Below are 24880 nucleotides of genomic sequence, written 5' to 3'. Positions count from 1 at the left end.
ACTCCTTGTGAAGATAAGGGACATGACCGGGGATCACTCGGGATCCCCACCTGATCATGTTAATGTCGACATTCTAGGGAGATTCGATGAATGTTCGCTGAATATGCCGTCAAAGTAGCGGCGAGATATCGAGACGCCCCTGCAAATCGGCTTCAAGCGGATTGTTTATAAACGGAATTTCGCCGAGGAAGGGGGCAGGCAGCAAGCCCCTCAGGGTGTCCAGATTTTCCTGATAATGGCTCATGGAACCATGGAGCCGATTAATTACCCACCCCGCTACCGGCAGCTGATCGTTGCGGATGGCGGCAAAGGTGAGCAGCGCATGGTTGAGGCAACCCAACTTGGCCCCCACCACCATGATCACCGCCATGTTCTCCTGCTTGACCCAGTCCGACAGCAGATGCTTGCGATCGAGCGGCAAATACCAGCCCCCAGCCCCTTCCACTACCGCCAGTTCGGCCCCGGCCTGTTCAATCTTGCGCAACCCCTCGCTCAACCCCTGCATGGTGATAGGCTGGCGCGCCTCGCTGGCGGCGATGTGGGGCGCAATCGGCGGCTCATAGGCGAACGGATTGACCACCTCATAGGGCAGCGGCAGACTCGCCGCCTCCTGCAACAGAACAGCATCCAGGTTGCGCAGCCCGTCCGGAGTGCGAGCACATCCGGCCGAGACCGGCTTGTAACCCGCGCACTTGATTCCCTGTGCGCTGAATTCGCGCAGCAGGGTGCGCGCCACCAGCGTCTTGCCCACATCGGTATCGGTGCCGGTGATAAAGAATGATTTCATACGGTTCTCTCCTTGGCAGGGCCCGTTGACTACCCTGCATACAATGCGATTCCCGGCGCTCAGCTAGGCTTGCTGAGACGGCCGAGGCACACCCGATAACTGGCGACCAGCCTGCCATCGGGCTGGCGAAACGCCTCATACGCCTGAGCCAGCTGCTGCAATCTGGCGCGACCGCTCAGACCGGCCGGGGCGGCACTACCCTGATTGTCATTGACCTGATTGGCCCCAATCCCCTTGAGATCGCGCAACAACTGCGGCAATTCAAGATAGGCGAGATCCCAGGTGATACAACGCAGCTCGGGAGCAGATACCCCGGCGCTCGCCAGAGCCTGCTCCAATTGTGGCAGGCTGAGGAAGCGATTGACATGGGCGCGACCATCAAGCTGCTGCCAGGCGGCTCGCAACTGCCAGAGCGACTCATCGAGCAGGGTCGAGAAAAAGATCTGGCCGCCCGGTTTGACCACCCGCAGCAGCTCGCCAAAAGCCTGGGCCGGACGCTCGCACCACTGCAGTGCCAGACTGGAGAAAACCCAGTCGAACGCGTTATCGGCGAAAGGAAGCTGCTCCGCATCGCCGCAGAGTAGGCGAGCACCGCTGCCACGCAAGGCGGCCTGCGCCAGCATGCCGGGGGCGAGATCCAGCCCCACCAACTGATGACAACGGTTCGCCAGTTGGGGCAAGAAAAAGCCGGTGCCGCAGCCCAGATCCAGCCCGCTCACCGTCAGATCAGTGCCAACCGGCCTGCTCGGCATCCATTCCAACAGCGCCTGACCCACCTCCTGCTGAAAGCGGGCGTGGGCATCATAATGACGAGCGGCGGCGCCGAAACGGCGAGCAAGCTGCGCCTTGTCAACCGTTTGAAAACGCTCAGCCATAGTGAGCCTCCCCAAGCGTTGTAACTGCAGGGCAGACCCCCAAGGCATCGAGCAGGCGATCCACATCCTGCTCGCGGTGAGCCGCACTCAGGGTAATGCGCAGCCGGGCCGTACCGACTGGCACAGTGGGCGGGCGGATGGCGCTCACCCAGACGCCGCGCTCCCGCAGCCGTTCTGCCAGTTGCAGGGCAACACTGCTCTCCCCCACCAGCAGCGGCTGGATCGGGGTATCGCTCGCACCGAGTTGCCAACCCAACGCCTGTGCCCCTTGCCGGAAGCGGGCGATGAGCTTACCAAGATGGGCGCGGGCCTCATCGGCGGCACGCACCAGCTCGATGCTCTTGCTGACTGCGCAAGCCTGCGCCGCCGGCATATGGGTGCTGTAGACATAGTGGCGGGCGAAGTTGACCAGATACTCCACCAGCTCGCGGCTGCCGCCGACAAAAGCACCTGCCACACCGAGCGCCTTGCCAAAGGTGCCCATCTGGATGTGTACACTGGCCGGGTTAACCCCCTGCGCCGCCAGAGTGCCGCGCCCCTCAGGCCCCAGCACACCGAGGCCGTGGGCATCGTCGATCATCAGCCAGTTGCCGCTTTGGGCGGCGAGGGTTGCGAGCTCGCGCCAGGGGCCTTGATCCCCGTCCATGCTGAACACCCCTTCCGAGACAATCAGTCCGCGATTGGGCTCAAGCTGCCGCTCAAGAGCCGCCATATCGTTGTGGGCAAAACGCTTCATCTTGCAAGGGAGCTGGCTGCCCATCTCCTGCAAAGAGGCGTGGTTGAGTTTGTCCTGCCACAGCAGATGCTCCTTGCCGAGCAGGGCTTTGAGCACCGCCTGATTGGCGGAAAAACCGCAATTGAACAGCAGCACCGCCTCCACCCCGAGCCACTCGGCCAGAGTCTCCTCAAGCTCTTGGTGGGCTCGGCTGTATCCGGTCACCAGCGGCGAGGCGCCGGATCCCGTGCCATAACGCGCAATCCCCGCGTTGAAAGCGGCCTTGATGGCGCCGTGTTCTGCCAGTCCCAGATAGTCGTTGGCGGAAAAGTTGAGGTAGTCGCGCCCCGCAACCCTGAGCCGCCCACCACTCGCCCCGTCGGTCGCGATGCGATTGCGCAGCAGACCCGCCTGCTCGCGCTCGGCCAGCGCTGCGCCCAATGCAAAAGGGCCCGTTACAGCAGGACCAGTCATGACCGCGCAGCCCCTGCACGGGGGCGGGTGGCGTCATAAAACATCTCGGTGGGCTCGCTCTGGCGACTCACCTCGGCCAGCAGTTCCTCTTCTTGAACCTGATCCGGCTTCTGGGCCCGCTGGGCGGGACGAATGCCGAGCCGCTTGAACAGCTGCATGTCGCTGTTCTCGTCCGGGTTAGGAGTGGTCAGCAATTTGCAGCCGTAGAAGATGGAGTTGGCCCCCGCCATAAAGCACATGGCCTGCATCTGCTCGTTCATCTTCTCCCGCCCGGCTGAGAGGCGCACATGGGAGGCAGGCATCATGATCCGTGCCACGGCGATGGTGCGGATAAATTCGAACGGATCGAGGTTCTCCTGATCCTCCAGCGGCGTGCCCTTCACCTTGACCAGCATGTTGATGGGCACGCTCTCCGGGTGATGGGGCAGATTGGCGAGCGCCATCAAGAGGCCCGCCCGATCCTTGGCCTGCTCACCCATACCGACGATACCGCCAGAGCAGACCTTCATGCCCGCGCCACGCACATGCTCCAGGGTATCGAGCCGATCCTGATAGGTGCGGGTGGAGATGATCTCGCCGTAAAACTCCGGCGAGGTGTCGAGGTTGTGGTTGTAGTAATCGAGCCCCGCGGCCCCCAGACGCGCCGCCTGATCGGCGGTAAGCATCCCTAGCGTCATGCAGGTCTCCATACCGAGCCCCCGCACCTCCTCAATCATCCGGATGATGTAGGGCATGTCCTTCTCTTTGGGGTTGCGCCAGGCGGCCCCCATGCAAAAGCGTGACGAGCCGTTGGCCTTGGCTTCGCGGGCCCGCTCCAGCACCTTCTCCACCTCCATCAGCCGCTCGGCCTCAAGACCGGTGTGATAACGGGCGCTCTGGGGGCAGTATTTGCAATCTTCCGGGCAGGCGCCGGTCTTGATGGAGAGCAAAGTACTCACCTGCACTTCATTCGGGTCAAAGTGGGCGCGGTGGACGGTCTGGGCCTGAAACAGCAGATCGTTGAACGGCAGGGCAAACAGGGCCTGAACCTCGGCGAGGGTCCAGTCATGACGAAGGGCGTGACCGCCCACGGTGAGAGCATTCATACATGGCTTCCGGTTGTTATTAGTGGGATCCTGCGCCCGCCATCTTGGGATGGACGGCCACAAAACCCGCCGCCGGGCCTGCGCGCTCAGGGTGATGCGCAGTGCCAAGTGGCTGAAATTGTTGGCTAGTGTAGAGAGCACGCGTAGACTGTCAACACCGACCAGATCAAACCAATTGACAACAGAACAACAAATGACCAACCAAGAATTCGACCTGCACCACATCTGGCACCCCTATACCTCCCTCACTCACCCCCTGCCCTGCTATGAAGTGGCCAGCGCCAAAGGGGTGAAGATCACCCTCAGCGATGGCCGCGAACTGGTGGATGGCATGAGCTCCTGGTGGGCTTGCGTGCACGGCTATCAGGTGCCGGAGTTGGACGCCGCCGCCACCGCCCAGCTCGGCAAGATGTCCCACGTGATGTTTGGCGGCCTCACCCACGCCCCGGCGGTCGAGCTCTGCCGCAAGCTGGTGGAGATCACTCCGAAGGGGCTTGATCGGGTATTTCTGGCCGATTCCGGCTCGGTGGCAGTGGAAGTGGCGCTCAAGATGGCCCAGCAGTACTGGCACGCCAGGGGGACGCCCAGAGCCAAATTTGTCGCCCTGCGCAGCGGCTATCACGGCGACACCTTTGGCGCCATGAGCATCTGCGATCCCGATGGCGGCATGCATGAGCTCTACAAGGGATTCCTGCCGGAGCACCATTTTGTCGACGCGCCCAACTGCCGCTTCCACGCCGAGTGGGATGAACAGTGCGTGGTGGAGCTGGCGACGCTCATGGCCGATCATCACGAGGAGATCGCCGCCATCGTGCTTGAGCCCATCGTGCAAGGCGCTGGCGGCATGCGCTTCTATCACCCCCGCTATCTGCAGTGGGTACGCGCCCTGTGCGACGAGTTCGGCGTGCTGCTCATAGCTGACGAGATTGCCACCGGCTTTGGCCGCACCGGCCAGCTGTTTGCCTGCGACTGGGCGGGGATCAGCCCCGACATCATGTGTCTGGGCAAGGCGCTTACCGGCGGCTACCTCACCCTCTCGGCGACCCTGACCACCGAGCATGTCGCCCGTACCATCTGTGACGGCAAGGCGGGCGTCTTTATGCACGGCCCCACTTTTATGGGCAATCCCCTCGCCTGCGCGGTGGCCAACGCCTCCATCGATCTGCTGCTGACCTCACCGTGGCAGGAGCGGGTGCGCGCCATCGAGCATCAGCTGCGTACCGAGCTGGTAGAGCTGACCCTGCACCCGGCGGTCGCGGATGTGCGAGTGCTCGGCGCCATCGGGGTGGTGGAGATGAAAGAGCGGGTGGATGTGGCGCGCATCCAGCGCAAGTTTGTCGAACTGGGCGCCTGGATCCGCCCCTTTGGCAAGCTGGTCTACCTGATGCCCCCCTTCGTCATCACCCCTGAAGAGCTGCGGGTATTGACCGGCGCCATCCGTCAGGCCATCACCGAAGGCGAGTTTTAATGCAATGCAGCGGGCGGCCATCGCTGCCGCCCGTTTGACTACCGGCATTTGATATATAAAGAGGACAACTTTATCCACTTCAGTGCAGTTTCACTTGCCGTAATGTGAGCAAAACACCAGACCTGAGGCCCCAAGAGGGGTAAACTGCTGCGGTTTTACCATCAAGAAAGACTGCTCATGCGCCTCTCCATTGCTGCCAAAATCAACTTTTTCCTGCTTTTCATCTTCTCCATGGTACTGGTCTTCTCCGCAGCCTATCAGGCGGTGCGCGAGCGCGATCTCATCCTGACCCTCATCAAGGAGCAGAGCCGCGAGCAGACCGAAGCCTATTTCGATGGCCTCAACATGCTGATGCTGACCGGCAAGATGGATGCCCGCGATACCCTGCGCGGCAAGTTTCTCGACCATGCCCATGTGGAGGATGCCCGCATCGTCCGTGGCGACGCGGTGAGCAAACAGTTCGGGCCGGGACGGGAGACAGAACAGGTAAAAGATGAGTTTGATGAGCTGGCACTGGCGGGCAAAGGGAGCCTGGAGGTGGTGCACAACGGCATGCACAGCCGTCTGGTGGTCACCCGACCGCTGCTGGCCAAGAAGGATTTTCGCGGCACCGACTGCACCAGCTGTCATCTGGTGCCGGAGAACACCGTGCTTGGTGCGGTGCGCTTTGACTACTCCCTCGATTCGCTGTTTACCCGGGTCGAGCAGAATATTCTCACCTCGGCGCTGATCCTCACCGGCATCTTCGGGATGGGACTGCTGCTGACCCTCTGGGTCATCCGCACCTGGATCGTGCGCCCTCTCAACCAGTTGACCCGCTCCATGGAAGAGGCCACCGACCTGCACGACTTCGGACACCGGCTGGAGGGGGATGACGGTGACGAGATTGGCCGGGTGGCGATGGCCTACAACCAGATGCTCGACAGCGTGGAGCGCCAGCTCGGCAAGCGCACCAAGGCCAGCAGGCAGGAGCCGGATCAGCCCCGCTGAGGCGGGTACTTAACCGACGTAGTAGAAGAGCAAGCTGGCGATCAGTACCAATAGCAGGATAGCCAGATTGACATGCCGGGAGTCATCCTGACGGCGGCTGCGCTTGCGCTCCAGCAGCAACACCGCCAGCGTCAGGGCGCAACAGCTCCAGAGCCCGTAGACCAACCAGGGGGTAAGGGACGGGTCCCAATAATCGCGCACCTCGATCCCGCCATAGACCAGAAAACCGTAGGCAATTTCGGGCCGGGCATAGTGGTAAAGGGAGAGCAGCACGATAAAGCCGCCCCAGCAGAGCATCACCAGCCCCTGTAACACCCGTGTCAGCCAATCTGGCCCATGCCGCCGCTCTTTCACCCACCTCTCCTGCGCCCGTGACACTCTTGTTGAGTGAACCATGCCGAAAACCCCACCAGAGTCCGACATTTTTGCTTGTTTATCAAACCCGCGCGGGTAAGATTGACGGCTTAGTCTGCCATGGTGGGCCATCTGTGCCCGGGCCAGACTCCCTAGTGTTGCAAATAGCGCTGCAAGAACAAGCTGGAGACAATATTTCGATGACGCACGCATCCGTAGTAGATGTGCTGGCCGGTAAGTATCCGGTCGGCACCACCCAAACTGTCAAAGGGTGGATCCGGACTCGCCGTGATTCCAAGGCGGGGATCTCATTTTTGGCCATTTCCGATGGCTCCTGTTTCCATCCGGTACAGGCAGTTGTCCCCAATACCCTGGCCAATTACGAGAATGAAGTGCTGCGTCTGACCACTGCCTGCTCCGTGGAAGTGACCGGCGTGGTTGCCGCCTCTCAGGGCAGCGGCCAGGCTTTCGAACTGCAGGCGACCGAGGTGAAGGTAGTCGGTTGGGTCGAAGATCCGGACACCTACCCGATGGCTGCCAAGCGCCACAGCATCGAATACCTGCGTGAACAGGCCCACCTGCGCCCGCGCACCAACATCGTTGGCGCCGTGACCCGCGTTCGTCACTGCCTGGCGCAAGCCATCCACCGCTTCTTCCACGAAGAGGGTTTCCTCTGGGTTGCGACCCCGCTCATCACCGCCTCCGACACCGAAGGTGCCGGCGAGATGTTCCGCGTCTCCACTCTGGACATGGAAAACCTGCCGCGCACCGACGCCGGCAAGGTGGACTACAACGAAGATTTCTTTGGCAAAGAGGCTTTCCTGACCGTATCCGGCCAGCTGAACGCCGAAACCTATGCCTGCGCCCTCTCCAAGGTCTACACCTTCGGCCCGACCTTCCGCGCTGAAAACTCCAACACCAGCCGCCACCTGGCCGAGTTCTGGATGGTTGAGCCGGAAGTGGCCTTCAACGATCTGGAAGATAACGCCGCACTGGCCGAAGCCATGCTGAAGTATGTCTTCAACGCCGTACTGACCGAGCGCCGCGACGATCTGGAGTTCTTCGCCCAGCACGTGGACAAGGATGCCATCGGCCGTCTGGAGCGTTTCGTCTCCTCCGACTTCGCCCAGATCGACTACACCGACGCCATCGAAGTGCTGCAAAACTGTGGCAAGAAGTTCGAGTTCCCGGTCTCCTGGGGTATCGATCTCTCCTCCGAGCACGAGCGCTATCTGGCTGAGGAGCACTTCAAGTCTCCGGTGGTGGTGAAGAACTACCCGAAAGATATCAAGGCCTTCTACATGCGCCTCAACGACGACGGCAAGACCGTTGCCGCGATGGACGTACTGGCACCGGGCATCGGCGAGATCATCGGTGGTTCCCAGCGTGAAGAGCGTCTGGACGTGCTGGATGCCCGTCTGGCCGAGATGGGCCTGAACAAGGAAGATTACTGGTGGTACCGTGACCTGCGTCGCTTCGGTACCGTGCCGCACTCCGGCTTCGGTCTGGGCTTCGAGCGTCTGGTGGTCTACGTGACCGGCATGGGCAACGTCCGCGACGTGATCCCGTTTCCGCGTACTCCGCGTACCGCCGAGTTCTGATCAGCGGCATCTTGTCACTGCATTGCAAAAGCCGACCTGTGGGTCGGCTTTTTTATTGTCACCCTTATGGGTGATACTCAGGATCAACCGGCACAAGGAACTCGTCGCCTATGGGATATCGCCTGCTGCTCTCGCTATTGCTGTCCTGCATGCCTGTTCAACTGTGGGCCGAGCCCGTTCGTCTGACCACCCTGGAGTGGCCCCCCTACACCAGCCAGAGCCTACCCGATGGCGGCCTCACCGGTCATATCGTCAAACGTGCCTTTGCCGAGGCGGGACTGGAGGTGACGTTCGACTTCTATCCGTGGCAGCGGGCGGTGCGCCTGGCGGCCGACCCGACCCAGCCTTACAGCGGCTATTTTCCCGAGTACCTCTCCGACACCCTGCCCACCCTGTGGCGCAGCTCCCCCAGCGTGGGCGACAGCGTGCTGGGCATGGCGCAGCGCTCAGCCCCCCCCATCCCCTGGCAACAGCTCACGGATCTCGCCCCCTACCGGATCGGCGTGGTGGAGGGATACGTCAACACCCGTGAATTCGATGCCCTGATGGCTAGCAAGCGCCTCAACACTGCCGCCGTCGATGCAGACCTGCTCAACCTGCGCAAATTGCAGCGCAACCGGCTCGATCTGGCGGTGATCGACCGGGATGTCTTTCACTGGCTAATCAACCATGATCGCAAGCTGAGCAGCGCCGGATTGCAGTTTCACCCGAAGATCCTCGAACACAAGAGCCTGCACATCATGTTTCGTCCCGACCAGCAGGCGTTGCAGCAACGGGTGGCACAGGCCATTGCAAGATTGGATATTGCCAAGCTGAGCGAGGATTATCAGCGCCGCTATCTGCAGCAAGCACCTGCGGCCAAGTGAGCCAACCCGCTGAAGTCAGCCCTTGCTGGCAAAAATAGCCTGAGCGCTGGCTTTTTCACCCTCTTCTGCCGCAATCGAGCCCTTTTTATGCCCCTCCCCTGCAGCCCTGCTGCCACTCTGTGCTGCCACCATGACCACCCGCTGGCTTGGCCCCGAGTGATACCACTTGGTGACAAAAATGATGTTTTTGTTAGTACGTGGTTTTTAAGTGGTTTAATCAAAAATTCATCGAGTTATTGAAGTAACTCAATTTTTTCACTTTTTCAGGGGAGCAGAATAGTAACTAACCCTTTTGGGCTAAATAAAACAGACAATGACAATTCATGGTTCAGGCTACCCGCGGCAATATGGGTTGAATCACACGAGGTAACGGAATGATCTTGATGGAATTTTTGGTGGTACTCGGCTGCTTGCTGCTGGGTACCCGCTTTGGGGGCATGGGACTCGGTCTCATCAGTGGTATCGGTCTCTTCCTGTTGACCTTCGTCTTCGGCCTGGTGCCGGGCGAACCGCCTGTTCAGGTAATGCTGACCATTCTGGCGGTGATCGGCTGTGCCGCTACCCTGCAGACTGCCGGTGGCCTCAACCTGATGATGCAAGTGGCCGAGCGTCTGCTGCGCCGTCACCCGCAATACATCACTATCCTGGCGCCGCTCACGACCTGGACCCTCACCTTCCTGTGCGGTACCGGCCACGTGGTCTACACCATGTTCCCCATCATCGCTGACATTGCGCTGCAGAAGAACATCCGTCCCGAGCGCCCGATGGCCGTAGCCTCCGTTGCCTCCCAGATGGCCATCTGCGCCTCCCCGGTCTCCGTTGCCGTGGTCTCCATGGTCTCCATTCTGGCGGCCGGTCACGGTATCGGTCAGGCTTACGGCCTGCTCGACATCCTGATGATCGCCATCCCCTCCTCCCTGACCGGTGTCATCGTGGCGGCCCTGTGGAGCCTGCGTCGCGGCAAGGATCTGGACAAAGACGAAGAGTTCCAGGCCAAGATCAAAGACCCGGAGCAGCGTGCCTTCATCTACGGCGGTGGTGAAACCCTGCTCAACACCAAGTTCCCGAAAGAGGCCTACTGGTCTACCTGGATCTTCTTCGCCGCCATCGCTGCCGTGGTATTGCTCGGCGCCAACGAAGGTCTGCGCCCGGTGTTCACCATCAAGGACAAAACTGGCCCGCTCTCCATGAACCTGGTGATCCAGATGATGATGCTGATCGCCGGTGCCATCATCCTGATGCGCTGCAAGGTCAAGCCGGGCGAGATCGCCAACGGTGCCGTCTTCAAGGCAGGCATGGTCGCCATCTTCTCCGTATTCGGGGTTGCCTGGATGAGTGAGACCTTCTTCCAGGCCCACATGCCGCTGCTCAAAGAGACCCTGGCCCATGTGGTACAGGCCCAACCCTGGACCTACGCCCTGGTACTGTTCCTCATCTCCAAGCTGGTAAACAGCCAGGCCGCCGCCCTCACCGCCATCGCTCCCATGGGTCTGGCGCTGGGTGTCGAACCCAAGCTGCTGATCGCCTTCCTGCCGGCGAGCTACGGCTACTTCGTGCTGCCGACCTACCCGAGCGATCTGGCCTGTATCGGTTTCGACCGCTCCGGCACCACCCGCATCGGCAAGTTCATCATCAACCACAGCTTCATCATTCCGGGGCTGATCGGGGTGGTGACCTCCTGCTCGCTGGGCTTTATCCTCACCAGCATCCTGCTCTAATCGCAGTCGCGTTTACCACGCTATTGCAATACAGGCCCCCACTTCGGGGGCCTGCTTTTTTCCCCGCTCAGTTACCTCAACCACTTCCCCGCCGCCATTTCCGGACACTATGCCTTTACCTCTGCCCCCGTCGCTGGGTAGCATGCCCCCTCGTTCACCACTGGAATCTCATCCATGTCTCGCGTCATCCTGCTCTGGAGCGGTGGCAAAGATGCCATGCTGGCCCTCTGTCATGCCCGCCAAGCGGGCCATCAGGTGATGGCACTGGCCACCTTTGCGCCGCCAGAACCCCGATTTCTCGCTCACCCCTTGCCGCTGGTGCGCCGTCAGGCGGAAGCCCTCGGACTGCCCCATCTGCTGGTCACCATAGAAGCGCCGTTCGATCTCGGTTATGAGCGGGCACTGGCACGGCTCAAGGAGGAGTGGCAACTCGATGGCGTAGTCACCGGCGATATCGACAGCGTGGGCGGTGCGCCTAACTGGATCCGCGAACGCTGCCAGCCGCTGGGTCTCACCGTCCACACCCCGCTCTGGCAGCAATCTCGTCAAGCCTTGCTGGCGGATATGCTGGCCCGCGGCATCGTCGCCCACCTCTCCTGCGTCGATACCCGGGTGCTGGCCCCCGAGTGGACTGGGCGCCCCCTTGATGCCGCCACCCTCGCCGAGTTGCAGCAACTGGCCGAGCACGAGGGCTTCGATGCCTGCGGCGAGCAAGGGGAGTACCACACCATAGTGACCGACGGCCCGGGCTTTGCCGCCCCGCTGCGCCTCGATGGCTGGCAGGTGGCGCGGCAGGATCATCTGGCCTATCTGGCCGAGCCACAGGGGTAACGGCCTCAGGCCATCTGGCCCGCTCACTCAACGCGCGAAAAATCGAGATAAAAAAACGGGAGGCAACAGCCTCCCGTTTGGATTTGAGCGGACCAGTTTTGAGCGGGCCAATAACGACCCGAACAAGGGATAAACCGGCTTATTTCGCCAGCTTGCCCAGCACCCGCTGCAGCAGGCGGATGCGCGGCTCGATGCTCTCCAACAGCAGGAACTCCGCCTCCGAGTGGAAACCGCCCCCCATGGGGCCGAAGCCATCGAGGGACGGCACACCCGCGGCGGCGGTAAAGTTGGCATCCGAGCCGCCACCGGCCTCCAGCCAGTTGAAGGGGATCCCCTCCTCTTTGGCTGCCGCCTCCACCAGCGCCATCAGCGCCTCGGTGTCACCGCTCGGGCGCATCGCCGGCTTGAAGGTCTGGCGATCCACCTCGACCCGACAACCCGCGAGGAAGGGGTTGTTGGCCATAAAGGTGAGCCGGTCGTGCACCGCAGCAGCCTCTTCGTTACTCCAGAAGCGCAAATCCACGATCGCCTCGGCAAAGTCCGGTACCACGTTGACACCGGTGCCGCCCTGTACCACGCCGACGTTCATGGTGGTGCCCGTGGTCATGTTGACCTGCTCGTTGATGGCCAGCACCCAGTGCGCGAGTTCGGTGATGGCGGAGACACCTTCGGTCAGGGCCGAACCGGCGTGGGAGGCCTTGCCGTGGAAGGTGATGCGGTACTTGGCATTGCCCTTGCGGGCGCTGATGAGATCCCCGTTGGGACGAGCCGCCTCGGCCACCAGCACGCAGCCGCTCTGTTTGGCCTTCTCCACCAGCCAATCTTTCGACCAAGGGGAGCCAATCTCTTCGTCGCAGTTGTAGCAGACCAGCACCTTGAGCTTGGCAAGCAATGCCGGATCCATCTCTTTGAGGGCATACCAGATAGAGAGCAAGCCGCTCTTCATGTCCGACACACCGGGGCCAAAGGCTTGATTGCCTTCGATGTTCAGCGGGCGCTTGGCCGCCGTCCCCTCGGGGAAGACGGTATCCATGTGGCCGCACAGCATCACGTCGTAGTGATCGGCACCCGGCGCATTGGTGATCTCGAGGCAGGGGCCGCACTCGGCAGCGAACTGGTGGCGGGTCACCTGCCAGCCGATGGCCTCATATTTCTCGGTCATGATGTCGGCCACTTTCGCTACCCCGGCCGGGGTGCGAGTACCGCAATCGAGGTTGATGAGCGGGGCCAGATCGGCCAGATAGTTATCGAGGGAAAACGGGCTCTTTACAACTGTCATTATCTTCTCCATGCAACAATCAGCGTTGATGGCCGATCGTCTATTGCAACAATGCGACACAGTGAGAAAAAGGCGGGCAGCCATGCCACCCGCCCGACCGGTAAATTCCAAACACCACTACATAACCCACATCACTACATAAACAGCAGATAGTTGAGGGTCAACGCCGTCACCAGCGCCCCCGCCATCGGCACGCTGGTGCGTTTGACCACGGTAAAGGGCGATACCTTGGCAATCCCCGCACAGGCGATCAGTACCGCAGCGATGGGGGAGACGGTACGGCCGATACTGGAAGCGAGTTGCATCGGCAGCAACATGGTCACCGCAGGCACGCCAAACTTGGCCGCCACCGCCGGAGCCAGGGTCGAGAAGCTGAGGAACGCCGCGTTGCCGGAGCCCATGATGACCGCCGCTACCATGATCAGCGCCACCATCACCAGCGTCATCAGACCGCTGCCGATACCGGCATTGCTGGCAGAGTGCAGCAGGGTATCGATGGCGCCGATGGCCTTGAGAGATTCGGCAAACAGCTCGGCACAGACGATGAGCGCCACCACGGGGCCAAACACCTTGCCCATGCCGTCGAGGAAGCTGGACAGACCGGCAAAAGCGGTACGCACCGAGCGGCTACGCAGCAGCTCGCACAGCATGCCGATAAAGACCGACAGCAGCATGGCCACCTCCACGCTCATCTTGATGTCGCTCACCAGCAGCTTGGAGAAGGTCATCATCAACACGAAGGGGATGATCGGCAGCAGGGCATACCAGGTGGGCGCCTGCACGCTCTCGGTGCCCTGCTCGTCCAGCTCGGCGTGATCGCCGCGATGGAGCGCAGGATCCCAGCCATCCTTGCGATCGCAGTGACGCTGCCAGAAGAAGTGCAGCACCATGGTCACCAGCAGCATGGGGGCCACCAGCCAGATCTGGTAGTCAACAAAATAGCTGGTCGGATCCATGCCGGATTGACCGGCAGAGAAGATGGCGTTGGTCTGGGTCGGGCCAATCTCGAACGCCTGGGAAGTGGCGATGACGCCACAAGCGGAGGCCGGGCTGATGCCGAGGTTGCGCATCACCGGATACATGGTGACCATCAACAACAGGCCAAGGCCGGTGGCGGAGGTGACGAACAGGGAGACGAATACCGCCACCAGATAACAGATGGAGAGCATCAGGTAGCTGGACTGGATGCCTGCCACCGGTTTGACCGCCACTCGCACCAGCGCCTGGGAGGCCCCGATATGGGACATGTAGGTGGCAAAACCCGCCACCGCCATGATGGTGAGGCCGAGGCCCGCCGCGCGGTAGGAGAAGATCCCCTTGAACACTTCGAACAGGTCGAACAGGGCGAAGCCGGTGCTCTTGCCAGCGGGGAGAATGGGGTGCAGCCCCAACCAGTAGGCCACCGCAAAAATGGCCATGCCCGCCAGCGCCAGCACCGCCTGCGGGTTGTAATCCTTGATGATGCCGTAGACCACGGCGACCAGAACGAGCAAGACGAATAAAAGTTCCAATATTCACTCCTGATAAATTTATCGAAGAGCGAAATCTAGTGATCTGACCACTGTTTGCCTTTGATCCCTATCAATAAAGGTGCCGTCACCGTGATTCATTAGCATAATATGTCGACCATGTAACAATTTTTCGTTATTTCAACTGCCGGAAAACCTTTATCACCCCATATCCGGGAATTGTGTGACGCGACTCCCCTCTTTTTTGCGTTGGATCAACATATGACGGCGCCGAACTGGCGAAGATGCGCTTCGACATATAGCGACCATTTCGCGCCGGAGAGAGTTATGACAAGCCAAGCCACCGCAGGTGCTTCGACCTGCGACTACAAGCTGTGGGACATCCTCGTCGAGTCTGCAAAGGAACGCACTACCATTCGTTACTCCAAACTGGCCAAGCAGGCCGGGCTGGAGCAGTGCCAGGATGAACTGCGCACCCTGCTGCAACGCATCCGCATGTACTGCACCGAAAATAACCTGCCGATCCTCTCCGCCATCGTGGTGGACGACGTGGGCAAATACACTGGCCTCTCTTCCAGCCTGCCTGATGCACCCTGGGAACGGGCCCGGGTCTTTGACCATGAGTGGACCACCCTGCACTGATTGAGGTGCTTGATGATGCCGACCAAAACGCGCCCGCTGGCGCGTTTTGGCTATCTGGTGTTTGCCCCCTTCTCTTTTTCTCCTGCAATAGTCGATCTTCTCCCGCAATACCCAACCCCATCGGGCACGCCAGCCCCACTGCTTCTGACCTTGTGCTCAAAATCGCCGTTCAGGTGTGACCAGTTCCGGTAAAACCCGCGAGCCGGACCATCGGCGTTGCCATGGGATTGCCACAATGCCAGAATCGGGCCCTTGCACTCTGTTGATTCGGATTTTCGGGCACGGCCACGGCCAGCGCCCACAAGAGAAGGACTCCCCATGGCCATCACCCTCTATGGCATCAAGAACTGCGACACCATCAAGAAAGCCCGAAAGTGGCTGGATGAGGCCCGTATCGACTACCGCTTTCACGACCACCGCGCCGACGGCCTGAACCCGGACGATCTGGACCGCTGGCTGGCACAACTCGGCTGGGAAGCCCTGCTCAACAGCCGCGGCACCACCTTCCGCGCCCTGCCGGATGAGGCCAAACAGGGACTCGACACCGACAAGGCACGCGCCCTGCTGCTGGAACATCCGGCGATGATCAAGCGCCCGCTGCTCGACCGTGACGGCGAACTGACCCTGGGTTTCAAGGCTGATCACTACCAATCCCTCTTCTCCCGTTAAGGACAACTAAGGACAACTGATGTCGGATGTCATCGCACTGGCCAAGGATCTGATCCGCCGCCCCTCCGTTACCCCCCTCGATGAAGGGTGCCAGACCCTGATGGCGGAGCGCCTCGCCAGGATCGGATTCGTTATCGAGCCCATGGTGTTTGAGGACACCACCAACCTCTGGGCCCGCCGTGGCAGCGAGGGGCCACTGTTCTGCTTCGCCGGCCACACCGACGTGGTGCCCGCCGGGCCGCTGGACAAATGGCACACCCCGCCGTTCGAGCCGACCATCAAGGATGGCGTGCTCTATGGGCGCGGCGCCGCCGACATGAAGGGCTCGCTGGCTTCCATGGTGGTGGCGGTCGAGCGCTTCGTGGCCGAGCATCCGGATCACACCGGGTCCATCGCCTTTCTCATCACCTCCGATGAAGAGGGGCCCTTTATCAATGGCACCACCCGGGTGATCGACACCCTGGAGGCCCGCAACGAGAAGATCCGCTGGTGCATCGTCGGCGAGCCCTCCTCTACCGCCGTGGTAGGGGATGTGGTGAAGAACGGCCGCCGCGGCTCCATCACCGGCGATCTGCTGGTGCGCGGAGTGCAGGGCCATGTGGCCTATCCCCATCTGGCGGACAACCCCATTCACAAAGCCGCGCCAGCGCTGGCGGAACTCGCAGCCACCGTGTGGGATGAGGGCAACGCCTACTTCCCCCCCACCAGCTTCCAGATCGCCAACATCTCGGCCGGCACCGGCGCCTCCAATGTCATTCCGGGCGAGCTGCAGGTCCAGTTCAACTTCCGCTTCAGCACCGAACTGACCGACATGGATATCCGTGAGCGGGTCGAGGCGCTGCTGGATAAACATGGCCTCGATTATCAACTGAGCTGGACCCTCTCCGGCCAGCCGTTCCTCACCGATACTGGCGCGCTGCTCGATGCGGCTGTGGCGGCCATCGAGGCGGTCAATGGCCAGCAGCCAGCCCTGCTCACCACTGGCGGCACCTCCGACGGGCGCTTTATCGCCCCCACTGGCGCCGAGGTGATTGAGCTTGGCCCCGTCAACGCCACCATTCACAAGGTGAACGAGTGCGTGAAGGCGGACGATCTGGATCTGCTGGCCGACATGTACCAAGGGGTGCTCGAGAGATTGCTGGCATGACGCAGGAACAACTGCTGGGGCTCGACGAGAGCCACCTTATTGTGGTGGGGCGCGGCCCCCATCGTCTGACCGCCGCCACCGCGGCGGCCTTCAACGACATGCAGGTTGCGGCCGCCTATGAGGGGTTCAACCTGCAGGCGGCCTCCAGCTGGCGGGGCTTTGATCGCCAGCTCGCCATCTGGAATGGCAAGTGGCGCGGCGAACGGCCACTGCTCGATGCCAACAGCCAGCCCATCGATGCCCTGCAACTAAGCGAGGTGGAGCGGCTGCACGCCATTTTGCGCTGGAGCGCCCTGCCCGGCACCAGCCGTCACCACTGGGGGACCGATCTCGATATCTACGACCCGGACTGTTTGCCTGCCGATACCAAACTGGCACTGGAGCCGTGGGAGTATGAAGCCGGGGGCTGGTTTGCAGATCTCAGCGAGTGGCTCAGCGATCATATGAGCGACTTCGGCTTCTTCCTCCCTTATGCCAAGCCGGTCGGGGCGGGGAGCGGGGTCGCCTACGAGCCCTGGCATATCAGCTTCTCGCTGGAGTCCGATGAGCAGCGGCTCGATCCCGCGGCACTGGCGCTTTGTCTGCAACAGGCGGATATTGAAGGCAAGTCGACCATATTGGCCAACCTTGATGAAATTTTTGCCCGTTATGTCACCACCTGTCCTGACGAAAGGAAAATCCCATGAATCTCTGGCTGTGGATAGGGTTGCCGCTGCTGTTCCTGCTCGGGCTGTTTCTCAATGCCATCAAAGACATGAAACGGCTGGAGAAGCAGTTGCCCAACTACAAGGACAAGATCCGCGAAGTGAAGGATGACGAGGACGACTGAATCCCGCCCCCATCCCGTGGGGAGCGCCCTTGTGCTCCCCTCTCCCTCTGCTGTGCCGTTTCGCTTTTCCCCGCCCTCTCCTCCCTGCGCATCCTGAAATCGACGCTCCTTTGACTCCGCTTTCGTTAACCCCGTCACTGTCAGAATATGGCGCGGCCATGCTGAAAAAAGGGATGAAAAATGTAAGAAAGTGCAAATTGATGCACAAATAAGCCACACAAGGGGGGCCTAACTGCATATAATGTGCCTACTTTGCACATTACCAGGAAGGAGTTCGCCCTTGGATGCCGCTACCATCAACAGTTTCTTTTTTGTCGCTGCCCTGTTGGTGGGAGCCAGCGTACTGTTGAGCGCCCTCTCTTCCCGCCTCGGTATTCCCATTCTGGTTATCTTCCTCGCCGTCGGCATGCTGGCCGGTGAGGATGGCCCAGGTGGTATCCACTTCGCTGACTACTCCATCGCCTATCTGGTGGGCAACCTGGCGCTTGCCATCATTCTGCTCGACGGCGGCATGCGCACCCGGGTCTCCTCGTTCCGGGTGGCGCTCTGGCCTGCCTTGTCGCTGGCGACGGTCGGGGTGGCTATCACCACCGGCCTGACGGGGCTCGCCGCTGCCTGGCTGTTTGACCTCAACCTGATGCAGGGGATGCTGATCGGCGCCATCGTCGGCTCCACCGATGCGGCAGCGGTCTTCTCCCTGCTTGGCGGGCGCAGCCTCAACGAGCGGGTGAGCGCGACGCTGGAGATAGAGTCAGGCAGCAACGACCCCATGGCGGTGTTTCTCACCGTCACCCTGATCGAGGTGCTCGCCACCGCCCAGCAAGGGCTGGATGGGGGCTTCCTGCTGCTGCAACTGGTCAAGCAGTTTGGTCTTGGCGCCGGGATTGGCCTTGGCGGCGGCTGGCTGCTGTGGCGCCTTATCAACACAGCCCGCCTGGCGCCGGGACTCTATCCGCTGCTCACTGTCAGCGGCGGCCTGCTGATCTTCGCCCTCACCACGGCGGTCGGTGGCAGTGGCATTCTAGCCATCTATCTCACCGGTCTGTTGCTCGGTAACCTCGCCCTGCGCAGCCGCAGCACCACATTGTCGGTGCTGGACGGTCTGACCTGGCTCAGCCAAATCGGCATGTTTCTGGTGCTGGGGCTGCTCGCCTCCCCCCACAAGCTGCTGCCCATCGCCCTGCCCGCGCTGGCGCTGGCGATGTGGATGATCCTGTTTGCCCGCCCGGTGTCGGTCTGGATCGGGCTGCTGCCGTTCAAGAACTTCGCCCCCCGCGAGCGCTGGTTTATCTCCTGGGTCGGCCTGCGCGGCGCCGTGCCCATCATTCTGGCGGTGTTCCCCATGATGGCGGGACTGCCCAACGCCCAGCTCTACTTCAACGTCGCCTTCTTCGTAGTGCTGGTTTCGCTGATTTTGCAGGGCAGCTCGCTACCGCTGGCCTCAAAACTGGCGCGGGTGGAGGTACCGGCACCGCCGTCGCCCATCAACCGCTCCGGGCTCGAGATCGATCTCGACAGCCAGTGGGAGACCTTCGTCTACCAGCTGGGGGAGGAGAAGTGGTGCATCGGCTCGCCACTGCGGGATCTGCAGATGCCCGCCGGCACCCGGATCTGCGCCCTGTTTCGCGGCCGCGAGCTGCTCCACCCCTCAGGTAGTACCTGTCTGCAGGCCGATGACATCCTCTGCGTGATCGGTCACGAACGTGACCTCCCCGCCCTCGGCCAGCTCTTTAGCCAGGCGCCGGAGCAGGATCTCGGCCCCCGCTTCTTCGGTGACTTCCTGCTGGAAGCAGCCGCGCGGCTGGTAGACCTCGCCCCTCTCTACGGGCTGGATGTGAGCGAGGTGGCGGATCAGACACTGGGTGATTTTATTGCCAGCCAGTTGGGCGATAATCTGGTGGTCGGTGACAACATCGAATGGCAAGGCCTGATCTGGACCGTGGCCGAAATGGACGAGAGCGTGCCGGGCAAGATCGGGGTGCGCTTTCAGGAAGAGGACCCGGTCTGACCGACCGTCCCGTATCAAGTCCCCAGCAAGAAGGGAGAGAGTTATGCCATATCAAAGTTTGCTGTCCGGCCCCCTGCCCCCCGCTGCCAATCTGGGGGTGATTGAAGGCTTTTTTGGCAAGGGATGGAGCTGGCAGGCCCGCGCCCGCTACGCCCAGTGGCTGCCGCGCCACGGTTACGGCTTCTATATCTACGCCCCGAAAGAGGATGGCTATCTGCGCAAGCACTGGGCCCTCCCCTGGCCCGAACAGCAGCTGGCCGATCTCGCCGAGCTGGCGCGCCAGTGCCGCGCCAATGGCCTCGCCTTCGGGGTGGGCTTGAGCCCCATGGGGGCGCATCACGACTATGAGCGGCAGCGCCCGGCACTGCTTGAAAAAGTGCGTCTTATCGACGAGGCGCTGCAGCCCGATATTCTGGCGGTACTGTTCGATGACATGAAGGGGGATACCCCGGATCTGGCCCATCACCAGCTCACCATCGCCCACGATATCGCGGCTCACAGCAAGGCGAGCCGCCTCCTCTTCTGCCCCAGCTACTACTCGACCGATCCGGTGCTGGAGAAGGTGTTTGGTACCATGCCCCCCCGCTATCTCACGGATCTCGGCGCGCAGCTCGACCGCCGCTTCGAGATCTTCTGGACCGGCCCCAAGGTCTGCTCCAGCGAATATCCGGCCAGCCACCTCAAACAGGTGACCGAACTGCTCGGCCGCAAGCCCTTCCTGTGGGACAACTACCCGGTCAACGATGGCAGCAAGGCGAGCAGCTACCTGCACCTGCGCGCCTTCGAGAATCGCCCTGCCGAGCTGGCGGAGCTGGTCTCTGGCCACGCGGTCAACCCGATGAAGCAGGCGGCACTCTCCGCCCTGCCCCTCGCCACCCTGCCGATGAGCTACCGACTCGGCAAACAGTACGATCCCGACAAGGCGCTGCATGCCGCCCTCAACGCCACCTGCGGCCCGCAGATTTCGGCGATGATCGAGGCCGACCTGCCGCTGTTTCAGGATCTGGGGCTGGCACAGCTCACCCCCGAGCAGATTGCCGCCCTCAAGGCGCGCTATCTGCCGTTTCGTGACCAATCCTGCGTAGACGAAATCGTGCGCTGGCTGGACGGGGAGTATGTGTTCGATCCCGACTGCCTGACCGATTAAACCGCCCCTGCGGGGGCAGAAAGGAGGTTGTATGGATGCACACCTGCTTTACCAGAATCTGGCGGTAATCGCCGCCTTCTTGCTGATCTACAGCCTGATCGCGGGGCGCTTCGAGTCAAAACTGGTCAACGGCCCCCTGCTCTTTCTGCTGACCGGCTGGCTACTGGGGCCGGGAGGGCTGGAGCTGCTCTCCCTCTCTATCGACAGCGCTGGCATCAAGCTGCTGGCCGAGCTGACGCTGGTCATCGTGCTGTTCAACGATGCCGCCAACACCAACTGGCAGGTATTGCTGGCCAACCGCCAGCTCCCCATCCGGCTACTGCTGATTGGCCTGCCCCTCACCCTGCTCTGTGGCGCCCTGTTTGGCCACTGGATCTTCCCCGACTTGCCACTGCTGGAGATGGCTATACTCTCAATCATTCTTGCCCCCACCGATGCGGCGCTCGGCAAAGCGGTGGTCAGCAACCCCGCGGTGCCTGCACCGGTGCGTGAAGGGCTCAATCAGGAGAGCGGCCTCAACGACGGCATCTGCGTGCCTGTGCTGCTTCTACTGCTGGCCCTTATCGCCCCCACAGAGCAACACGCAGGCACCGCCACTCTGGCTATCACCCTGATGCTGGAGGAGATCGGCATTGGCCTGCTGGTCGCCTTTGTGCTGACCAGCCTCACCGTCCGGCTGTTGAAAATCTCCTATCTCAATGGCTGGCAACTGCCACTCTGGCGTCAGCTCACCATGCCGGGCCTGGCCCTGCTCTGCTTTGCGCTGGCCCAGACTCTGGGGGGCAGTGGCTTTATCGCCGCCTTTGTCGGCGGCCTCTTTATCGGCCACCGCCTCGGCGAGCACAAGCACGCCTATATGGACAGCTGCGAAGGCTACGGCGACCTGCTCTCCGTGGTGATCTGGATGGTGTTTGGCGCGACCCTGATGCCCATTCTGCCGGAGCTGCTGCACTGGCAATACTGGCTCTATGCCATTGCCAGCCTCACCCTGCTGCGGATGGTGCCGGTTTGGCTGAGCCTCATCGGCACCGGCCTCAAGCCCGAACTCAAGCTCTTTATCGGCTGGTTCGGCCCGCGGGGCCTTGCCAGTATCGTCTTTGCGGTGATGGTGCTGCAAAACGAGCCCGCCCTGATTGGCCAGCGCCCTATCATCGCCACCGTGCTCTGCACCATCATATTGAGCGTCATCCTGCACGGCCTCTCCGCCAACCCCTGGGTCGAGCGTTTCAAGCCTCGCTGAGCCACCCTGCGCCCATTAAAAATGCCACCGACCGGTGGCATTTTTCTTTTGTGGCGAGAGTCACTGACAGCTCTTACCCGAGCGCCAGCCAGACTCCCACCCCCAGCATCAGGGTACCGGCGATGCGGTTCATCAGGGTGACGTTGCCGCTCTTGGCGAGTAAGTGGCGCAGAGTGCGGCCGCCGCTGGCGTAGAGCAACAGGCAGGAGAACTCGATGACCAGGATCAGCGCCACCAGCGCGCTGATCTGCGGCGCCATCGGCTTGTCGGCAGAGATAAAGGGGGGCAGCAGGGAGATCATGAAGGCCCACCCCTTGGGGTTGGCGATGGCGGTGACAAAGCCCTGCAGCGCCAGCCCCATGGCGCTGGTCTGTTGACCGGCCGAGAGATCCGCCGGAATGGCCATCTTCCCCTTGGCCTGCCACATCTGGATGCCAAGCCACACCAGATAGGCCCCCCCCACATATTTGAAGGCGGCGAAGATCCCCGGATAGTTGAGCATGATGGCTGCCACCCCGATCACCGACAGCACCGAGACCAGCCCGACCCCGATCAGCTCTCCCCACATCATGTGCAGGGTACGGCGCACACCCAGGCTCATCCCCAGCGTCATCGACAGGGTCATGCACATGCCGGGGGTCACCGAGACAAAGAAAAAGGTCGGGATAAACAGAGCCAGAATGGCCGGATCGATCCAGCTGGACACAACACACCTCCATATGACGAGAGCGGGAAATCACGAAAACGGGACAGGATTGACACAACCCAGCCAGTTGTACCACATATTCAGGGGATAAAGCGCTCAATCATGCCTAAATGGCTCCTTTCTCACAAGAAAAAACCTTTTCTTCAGCACATTTCAGCAATAAAAGCCTGTGACAGCTCCTGACGTGCATGTGTAATATGTCGGCTCCTCCAATTCCGGATTAGAGCCATTTATGTCATTGAATAATCTATCAATACGTGTCCAGGTCTTGATACCTTTGCTGCTGGCCAGCCTGCTGATGATGGTGATGATCGCCATCAGCAAACAGGGTCTGGATGAAGCCATCAATGACATAGATGAGACGACCCAGACCGTGGTCCAGCACAAGGACGATATTGCCAAACTGATCCACGCCACCTACCGGCTGCGCACCAGCGCCATCTATGGCCTCTACGATGCCAAGCTGTTTGCCGCTCTGCCCGCAAACCTCAACAGCGCCGAGCAGGAGATCAACGCCATCCTCAGCCGTCTGGTGCTCCCCGGTGCCGAGCAGGATAACCGGCAGGTCGCTGCCGCCCTGCAGGCCTACCTCAGCCATACCCGCAGCAACATGCTGCCACTGCTGGCGCAAAAACATCAGGGTGGCGGCGATCCGGTCGCCTACGAGGCGGCTCGCCTCCATTTCCGCGAGCTGGGTGAACAGCTGATCAAGCAGATAGACAGCATGTCCGCCCACATCAACCAGCTGATCCAGCAAGAGCTGGCCGACGAGCAGGCCCACTACGACGCCACCCTGCTGCGTACCCTGCTGCTCACCGCCGGTACCCTGCTGGCGGCGCTGATCTGTGGCTGGGTCCTCTCCGGGCGCATCGTCAGCCCCATCGGTCAGTTGCAAGAGGTGATGCACGCCGTGGCGCAAGGGCGCTTCAACGTGCGCGCCAAAGCGGAGGGCAACAACGAGCTGACCCGTCTGGCCAAAGATATCAACCTCACTCTTACCCAGCTCGGCAACACCATCGAGAACCTGACCGGGATCAGCAACAGCGTCGCCTCCGCCGCCACCGAGCTGGCCGCCGTGATGACCCAGTCCGAGGCCAATGCAAAGCAGCAGCACAGCGAGATCGAACAGGTCGCCTCCGCCGTGACCGAACTCTCCAGCACCGCTGACAACGTCAACCACAACGCAGCCATCGCCGATGAGCTGGCGCGGGATGCCAATGGCCGGGTCGAACAGGGGCTCGCCCTCTTTACCGAAAGCATCGCCGCCAACAGCCGGATGGCAGGCAGTCTGGAAGATGCCGCCGCCATCGTGGCTCAGCTCAAATCCCAGTCCGAGCAGATCGGCAAGGTAATTGAAGTGATTCAGGGGATCTCCGAGCAGACCAACCTGCTGGCGCTCAATGCCGCCATCGAAGCGGCCCGTGCCGGTGAAACGGGTCGTGGTTTTGCGGTGGTGGCCGACGAAGTGAGAATGCTGGCAGCCCGTACCCAGGACTCCACCAAGGAGATCCAGGCCATCATCGAGCGGCTGCAGAGCCAGTCCCAATCCGCCAACAACGGCGTACAGGAGACTCTGGAGATCCTCAGCCATAACCAGCGCTTGTCCGCTCAGGTGCAGGATCTGCTGAGCGGCATTACCGGTGCCGTGCGCCAGATCAACGACGCCAACGCCCAGGTCGCCACCGCCGCCGAGGAGCAGTCCTGCGTCACTGCCGACATCAACCGCAACATCACCAATATTCACGAGATCGTGAGCCAGAGCTCCGCCGGCATCAGCCAGAGCGCCAGTGCCAGCAACGAGCTCTCCCAGCTCGCCGAGCAGCAACGCAAACAGCTGGCTCAATTCCAGCTGTAAGCGCACAAAGTGAACCAGACAAAAAGGCCCGCAAGGGCCTTTCTTGTTGATGGAGCAATGGCTTTGTCTCTGTTTTAAACGCCATTTTTTGGCTTGTGGCGCCATAAGGGGCTGGGCTGCCCTGT

General features: G+C 61.4%; 23 protein-coding genes. 15 read left to right on the top strand and 8 right to left on the bottom strand.

Going from position 1 to position 24880, the window contains the following annotated elements:
- Positions 1 to 109: 109 nt before the first annotated feature.
- Genes bioD through bioB form a run of 4 tightly spaced genes read right to left on the bottom strand, consistent with a single transcriptional unit; the run spans position 110 to position 3936 of the window.
- Positions 110 to 787 (bottom strand): dethiobiotin synthase, encoded by a 678-nt coding sequence (bioD, locus tag ACB035_RS01435; protein WP_005337893.1) that lies wholly within the window; start codon positions 785 to 787, stop codon positions 110 to 112.
- Between the two features lie 59 nt (positions 788 to 846).
- On the bottom strand, positions 847 to 1662 hold the full coding sequence (gene bioC / locus ACB035_RS01430; RefSeq protein WP_371166501.1) for a malonyl-ACP O-methyltransferase BioC: 816 nt from the start codon (positions 1660 to 1662) through the stop codon (positions 847 to 849).
- Entirely contained in the window at positions 1655 to 2851 is a 1197-nt protein-coding gene (gene bioF / locus ACB035_RS01425; protein WP_371166500.1) for an 8-amino-7-oxononanoate synthase, read from the bottom strand. Before bioF ends, bioC begins: the two co-directional genes overlap by 8 nt.
- Positions 2848 to 3936 carry a biotin synthase BioB gene (gene bioB, locus ACB035_RS01420; RefSeq protein WP_371166499.1) on the bottom strand — a complete coding sequence of 363 codons (1089 nt, stop codon included), beginning with the start codon at positions 3934 to 3936 and terminating at the stop codon, positions 2848 to 2850. The genes bioF and bioB overlap by 4 nt, the downstream gene beginning before the upstream one ends.
- A gap of 193 nt (positions 3937 to 4129) precedes the next feature.
- On the opposite strand from bioB, the gene bioA reads away from it, so the two are divergent.
- Positions 4130 to 5404, top strand: a complete 1275-nt coding sequence (gene bioA, locus ACB035_RS01415) for an adenosylmethionine--8-amino-7-oxononanoate transaminase (RefSeq protein WP_371166498.1) — start codon at positions 4130 to 4132, stop codon at positions 5402 to 5404.
- Positions 5405 to 5581: 177 nt separating this feature from the next.
- Complete coding sequence (locus ACB035_RS01410; RefSeq protein WP_159163242.1) at positions 5582 to 6394, top strand: HAMP domain-containing protein; 813 nt, start codon at positions 5582 to 5584, stop codon at positions 6392 to 6394.
- A gap of 9 nt (positions 6395 to 6403) precedes the next feature.
- Here ACB035_RS01410 and ACB035_RS01405 read toward each other — a convergent pair whose 3' ends face one another.
- Complete coding sequence (locus ACB035_RS01405; RefSeq protein WP_371166497.1) at positions 6404 to 6748, bottom strand: hypothetical protein; 345 nt, start codon at positions 6746 to 6748, stop codon at positions 6404 to 6406.
- 200 nt (positions 6749 to 6948) lie between these two features.
- Here ACB035_RS01405 and asnS point away from each other — a divergent pair, with 200 nt between their 5' ends.
- The 4 genes from asnS (at position 6949) to ACB035_RS01385 (ending at position 11764) form a co-directional block, all read left to right on the top strand.
- Positions 6949 to 8349, top strand: coding sequence for an asparagine--tRNA ligase (gene asnS / locus ACB035_RS01400; RefSeq protein WP_005337914.1), 1401 nt, complete (start codon positions 6949 to 6951; stop codon positions 8347 to 8349).
- 110 nt (positions 8350 to 8459) lie between these two features.
- Positions 8460 to 9215, top strand: coding sequence for an ABC transporter substrate-binding protein (locus ACB035_RS01395; RefSeq protein ID WP_236340810.1), 756 nt, complete (start codon positions 8460 to 8462; stop codon positions 9213 to 9215).
- 374 nt (positions 9216 to 9589) lie between these two features.
- Positions 9590 to 10933, top strand: a complete 1344-nt coding sequence (locus ACB035_RS01390; RefSeq protein ID WP_005337916.1) for an anaerobic C4-dicarboxylate transporter — start codon at positions 9590 to 9592, stop codon at positions 10931 to 10933.
- A 174-nt stretch (positions 10934 to 11107) separates the two neighbouring features.
- Positions 11108 to 11764 (top strand): hypothetical protein, encoded by a 657-nt coding sequence (locus ACB035_RS01385; RefSeq protein ID WP_371166496.1) that lies wholly within the window; start codon positions 11108 to 11110, stop codon positions 11762 to 11764.
- Positions 11765 to 11903: 139 nt separating this feature from the next.
- On the opposite strand, the gene ACB035_RS01380 is transcribed toward ACB035_RS01385, so the two are convergent.
- Both ACB035_RS01380 and dcuC read right to left on the bottom strand, forming a co-directional pair.
- Positions 11904 to 13043 (bottom strand): M20 family metallopeptidase, encoded by a 1140-nt coding sequence (locus tag ACB035_RS01380; RefSeq protein ID WP_371166495.1) that lies wholly within the window; start codon positions 13041 to 13043, stop codon positions 11904 to 11906.
- A gap of 134 nt (positions 13044 to 13177) precedes the next feature.
- Positions 13178 to 14554, bottom strand: coding sequence for a C4-dicarboxylate transporter DcuC (dcuC, locus tag ACB035_RS01375; protein ID WP_371166494.1), 1377 nt, complete (start codon positions 14552 to 14554; stop codon positions 13178 to 13180).
- A gap of 285 nt (positions 14555 to 14839) precedes the next feature.
- On the opposite strand from dcuC, the gene ACB035_RS01370 reads away from it, so the two are divergent.
- The 8 genes from ACB035_RS01370 (at position 14840) to ACB035_RS01335 (ending at position 22194) form a co-directional block, all read left to right on the top strand.
- The gene (locus tag ACB035_RS01370) at positions 14840 to 15154 is read left to right on the top strand and encodes a hypothetical protein (protein WP_005337929.1); all 315 of its coding nucleotides are present in this window, start codon (positions 14840 to 14842) and stop codon (positions 15152 to 15154) included.
- A gap of 318 nt (positions 15155 to 15472) precedes the next feature.
- Positions 15473 to 15823, top strand: coding sequence for an ArsC family reductase (locus ACB035_RS01365; protein ID WP_335832090.1), 351 nt, complete (start codon positions 15473 to 15475; stop codon positions 15821 to 15823).
- Positions 15824 to 15842: 19 nt separating this feature from the next.
- Positions 15843 to 16970 carry a succinyl-diaminopimelate desuccinylase gene (gene dapE, locus ACB035_RS01360; protein ID WP_064341501.1) on the top strand — a complete coding sequence of 376 codons (1128 nt, stop codon included), beginning with the start codon at positions 15843 to 15845 and terminating at the stop codon, positions 16968 to 16970.
- On the top strand, positions 16967 to 17656 hold the full coding sequence (locus ACB035_RS01355) for a M15 family metallopeptidase (protein WP_371166493.1): 690 nt from the start codon (positions 16967 to 16969) through the stop codon (positions 17654 to 17656). The genes dapE and ACB035_RS01355 overlap by 4 nt, the downstream gene beginning before the upstream one ends.
- Complete coding sequence (locus ACB035_RS01350) at positions 17653 to 17799, top strand: hypothetical protein (protein WP_005337933.1); 147 nt, start codon at positions 17653 to 17655, stop codon at positions 17797 to 17799. The genes ACB035_RS01355 and ACB035_RS01350 overlap by 4 nt, the downstream gene beginning before the upstream one ends.
- A gap of 280 nt (positions 17800 to 18079) precedes the next feature.
- Entirely contained in the window at positions 18080 to 19807 is a 1728-nt protein-coding gene (locus ACB035_RS01345; protein WP_107684155.1) for a potassium/proton antiporter, read from the top strand.
- 43 nt (positions 19808 to 19850) lie between these two features.
- Positions 19851 to 20954, top strand: a complete 1104-nt coding sequence (locus ACB035_RS01340) for a beta-N-acetylglucosaminidase domain-containing protein (protein WP_371166492.1) — start codon at positions 19851 to 19853, stop codon at positions 20952 to 20954.
- Positions 20955 to 20985: 31 nt separating this feature from the next.
- A complete protein-coding gene (locus ACB035_RS01335) occupies positions 20986 to 22194 on the top strand; it encodes a cation:proton antiporter (RefSeq protein WP_371166491.1) in 1209 nt (402 codons plus the stop codon).
- A 73-nt stretch (positions 22195 to 22267) separates the two neighbouring features.
- Here the strand turns inward: ACB035_RS01335 and ACB035_RS01330 are convergent, their stop codons facing one another.
- A complete protein-coding gene (locus ACB035_RS01330) occupies positions 22268 to 22900 on the bottom strand; it encodes a LysE family translocator (protein WP_371166490.1) in 633 nt (210 codons plus the stop codon).
- A 232-nt stretch (positions 22901 to 23132) separates the two neighbouring features.
- Between ACB035_RS01330 and ACB035_RS01325 the strand changes: the two genes are divergently transcribed.
- Complete coding sequence (locus tag ACB035_RS01325) at positions 23133 to 24755, top strand: methyl-accepting chemotaxis protein (protein WP_371166489.1); 1623 nt, start codon at positions 23133 to 23135, stop codon at positions 24753 to 24755.
- The last annotated feature ends 125 nt before the right edge of the window (positions 24756 to 24880 follow it).

This window comes from Aeromonas sp. S12(2024), from assembly GCF_041402305.1.
Classification (GTDB): Bacteria; Pseudomonadota; Gammaproteobacteria; order Enterobacterales; family Aeromonadaceae; genus Aeromonas; species Aeromonas veronii.
The sequence above is the reverse complement of the archived record's forward strand: the minus strand, read 5'-3'. Positions and strand labels throughout refer to the sequence as shown.

Bases quoted from the DNA above. Each gene is read 5' to 3' on its own strand.
- bioD (WP_005337893.1), bottom strand. From the start codon at position 787: ATGAAATCATTCTTTATCACCGGCACCGATACCGATGTGGGCAAGACG.
- bioC (WP_371166501.1), bottom strand. From the start codon at position 1,662: ATGGCTGAGCGTTTTCAAACGGTTGACAAGGCGCAGCTTGCTCGCCGT.
- bioF (WP_371166500.1), bottom strand. From the start codon at position 2,851: ATGACTGGTCCTGCTGTAACGGGCCCTTTTGCATTGGGCGCAGCGCTG.
- bioB (WP_371166499.1), bottom strand. From the start codon at position 3,936: ATGAATGCTCTCACCGTGGGCGGTCACGCCCTTCGTCATGACTGGACC.
- bioA (WP_371166498.1), top strand. From the start codon at position 4,130: ATGACCAACCAAGAATTCGACCTGCACCACATCTGGCACCCCTATACC.
- ACB035_RS01410 (WP_159163242.1), top strand. From the start codon at position 5,582: ATGCGCCTCTCCATTGCTGCCAAAATCAACTTTTTCCTGCTTTTCATC.
- asnS (WP_005337914.1), top strand. From the start codon at position 6,949: ATGACGCACGCATCCGTAGTAGATGTGCTGGCCGGTAAGTATCCGGTC.
- ACB035_RS01395 (WP_236340810.1), top strand. From the start codon at position 8,460: ATGGGATATCGCCTGCTGCTCTCGCTATTGCTGTCCTGCATGCCTGTT.
- ACB035_RS01390 (WP_005337916.1), top strand. From the start codon at position 9,590: ATGATCTTGATGGAATTTTTGGTGGTACTCGGCTGCTTGCTGCTGGGT.
- ACB035_RS01385 (WP_371166496.1), top strand. From the start codon at position 11,108: ATGTCTCGCGTCATCCTGCTCTGGAGCGGTGGCAAAGATGCCATGCTG.
- ACB035_RS01380 (WP_371166495.1), bottom strand. From the start codon at position 13,043: ATGACAGTTGTAAAGAGCCCGTTTTCCCTCGATAACTATCTGGCCGAT.
- ACB035_RS01370 (WP_005337929.1), top strand. From the start codon at position 14,840: ATGACAAGCCAAGCCACCGCAGGTGCTTCGACCTGCGACTACAAGCTG.
- ACB035_RS01365 (WP_335832090.1), top strand. From the start codon at position 15,473: ATGGCCATCACCCTCTATGGCATCAAGAACTGCGACACCATCAAGAAA.
- dapE (WP_064341501.1), top strand. From the start codon at position 15,843: ATGTCGGATGTCATCGCACTGGCCAAGGATCTGATCCGCCGCCCCTCC.
- ACB035_RS01355 (WP_371166493.1), top strand. From the start codon at position 16,967: ATGACGCAGGAACAACTGCTGGGGCTCGACGAGAGCCACCTTATTGTG.
- ACB035_RS01350 (WP_005337933.1), top strand. From the start codon at position 17,653: ATGAATCTCTGGCTGTGGATAGGGTTGCCGCTGCTGTTCCTGCTCGGG.
- ACB035_RS01340 (WP_371166492.1), top strand. From the start codon at position 19,851: ATGCCATATCAAAGTTTGCTGTCCGGCCCCCTGCCCCCCGCTGCCAAT.
- ACB035_RS01335 (WP_371166491.1), top strand. From the start codon at position 20,986: ATGGATGCACACCTGCTTTACCAGAATCTGGCGGTAATCGCCGCCTTC.
- ACB035_RS01325 (WP_371166489.1), top strand. From the start codon at position 23,133: ATGTCATTGAATAATCTATCAATACGTGTCCAGGTCTTGATACCTTTG.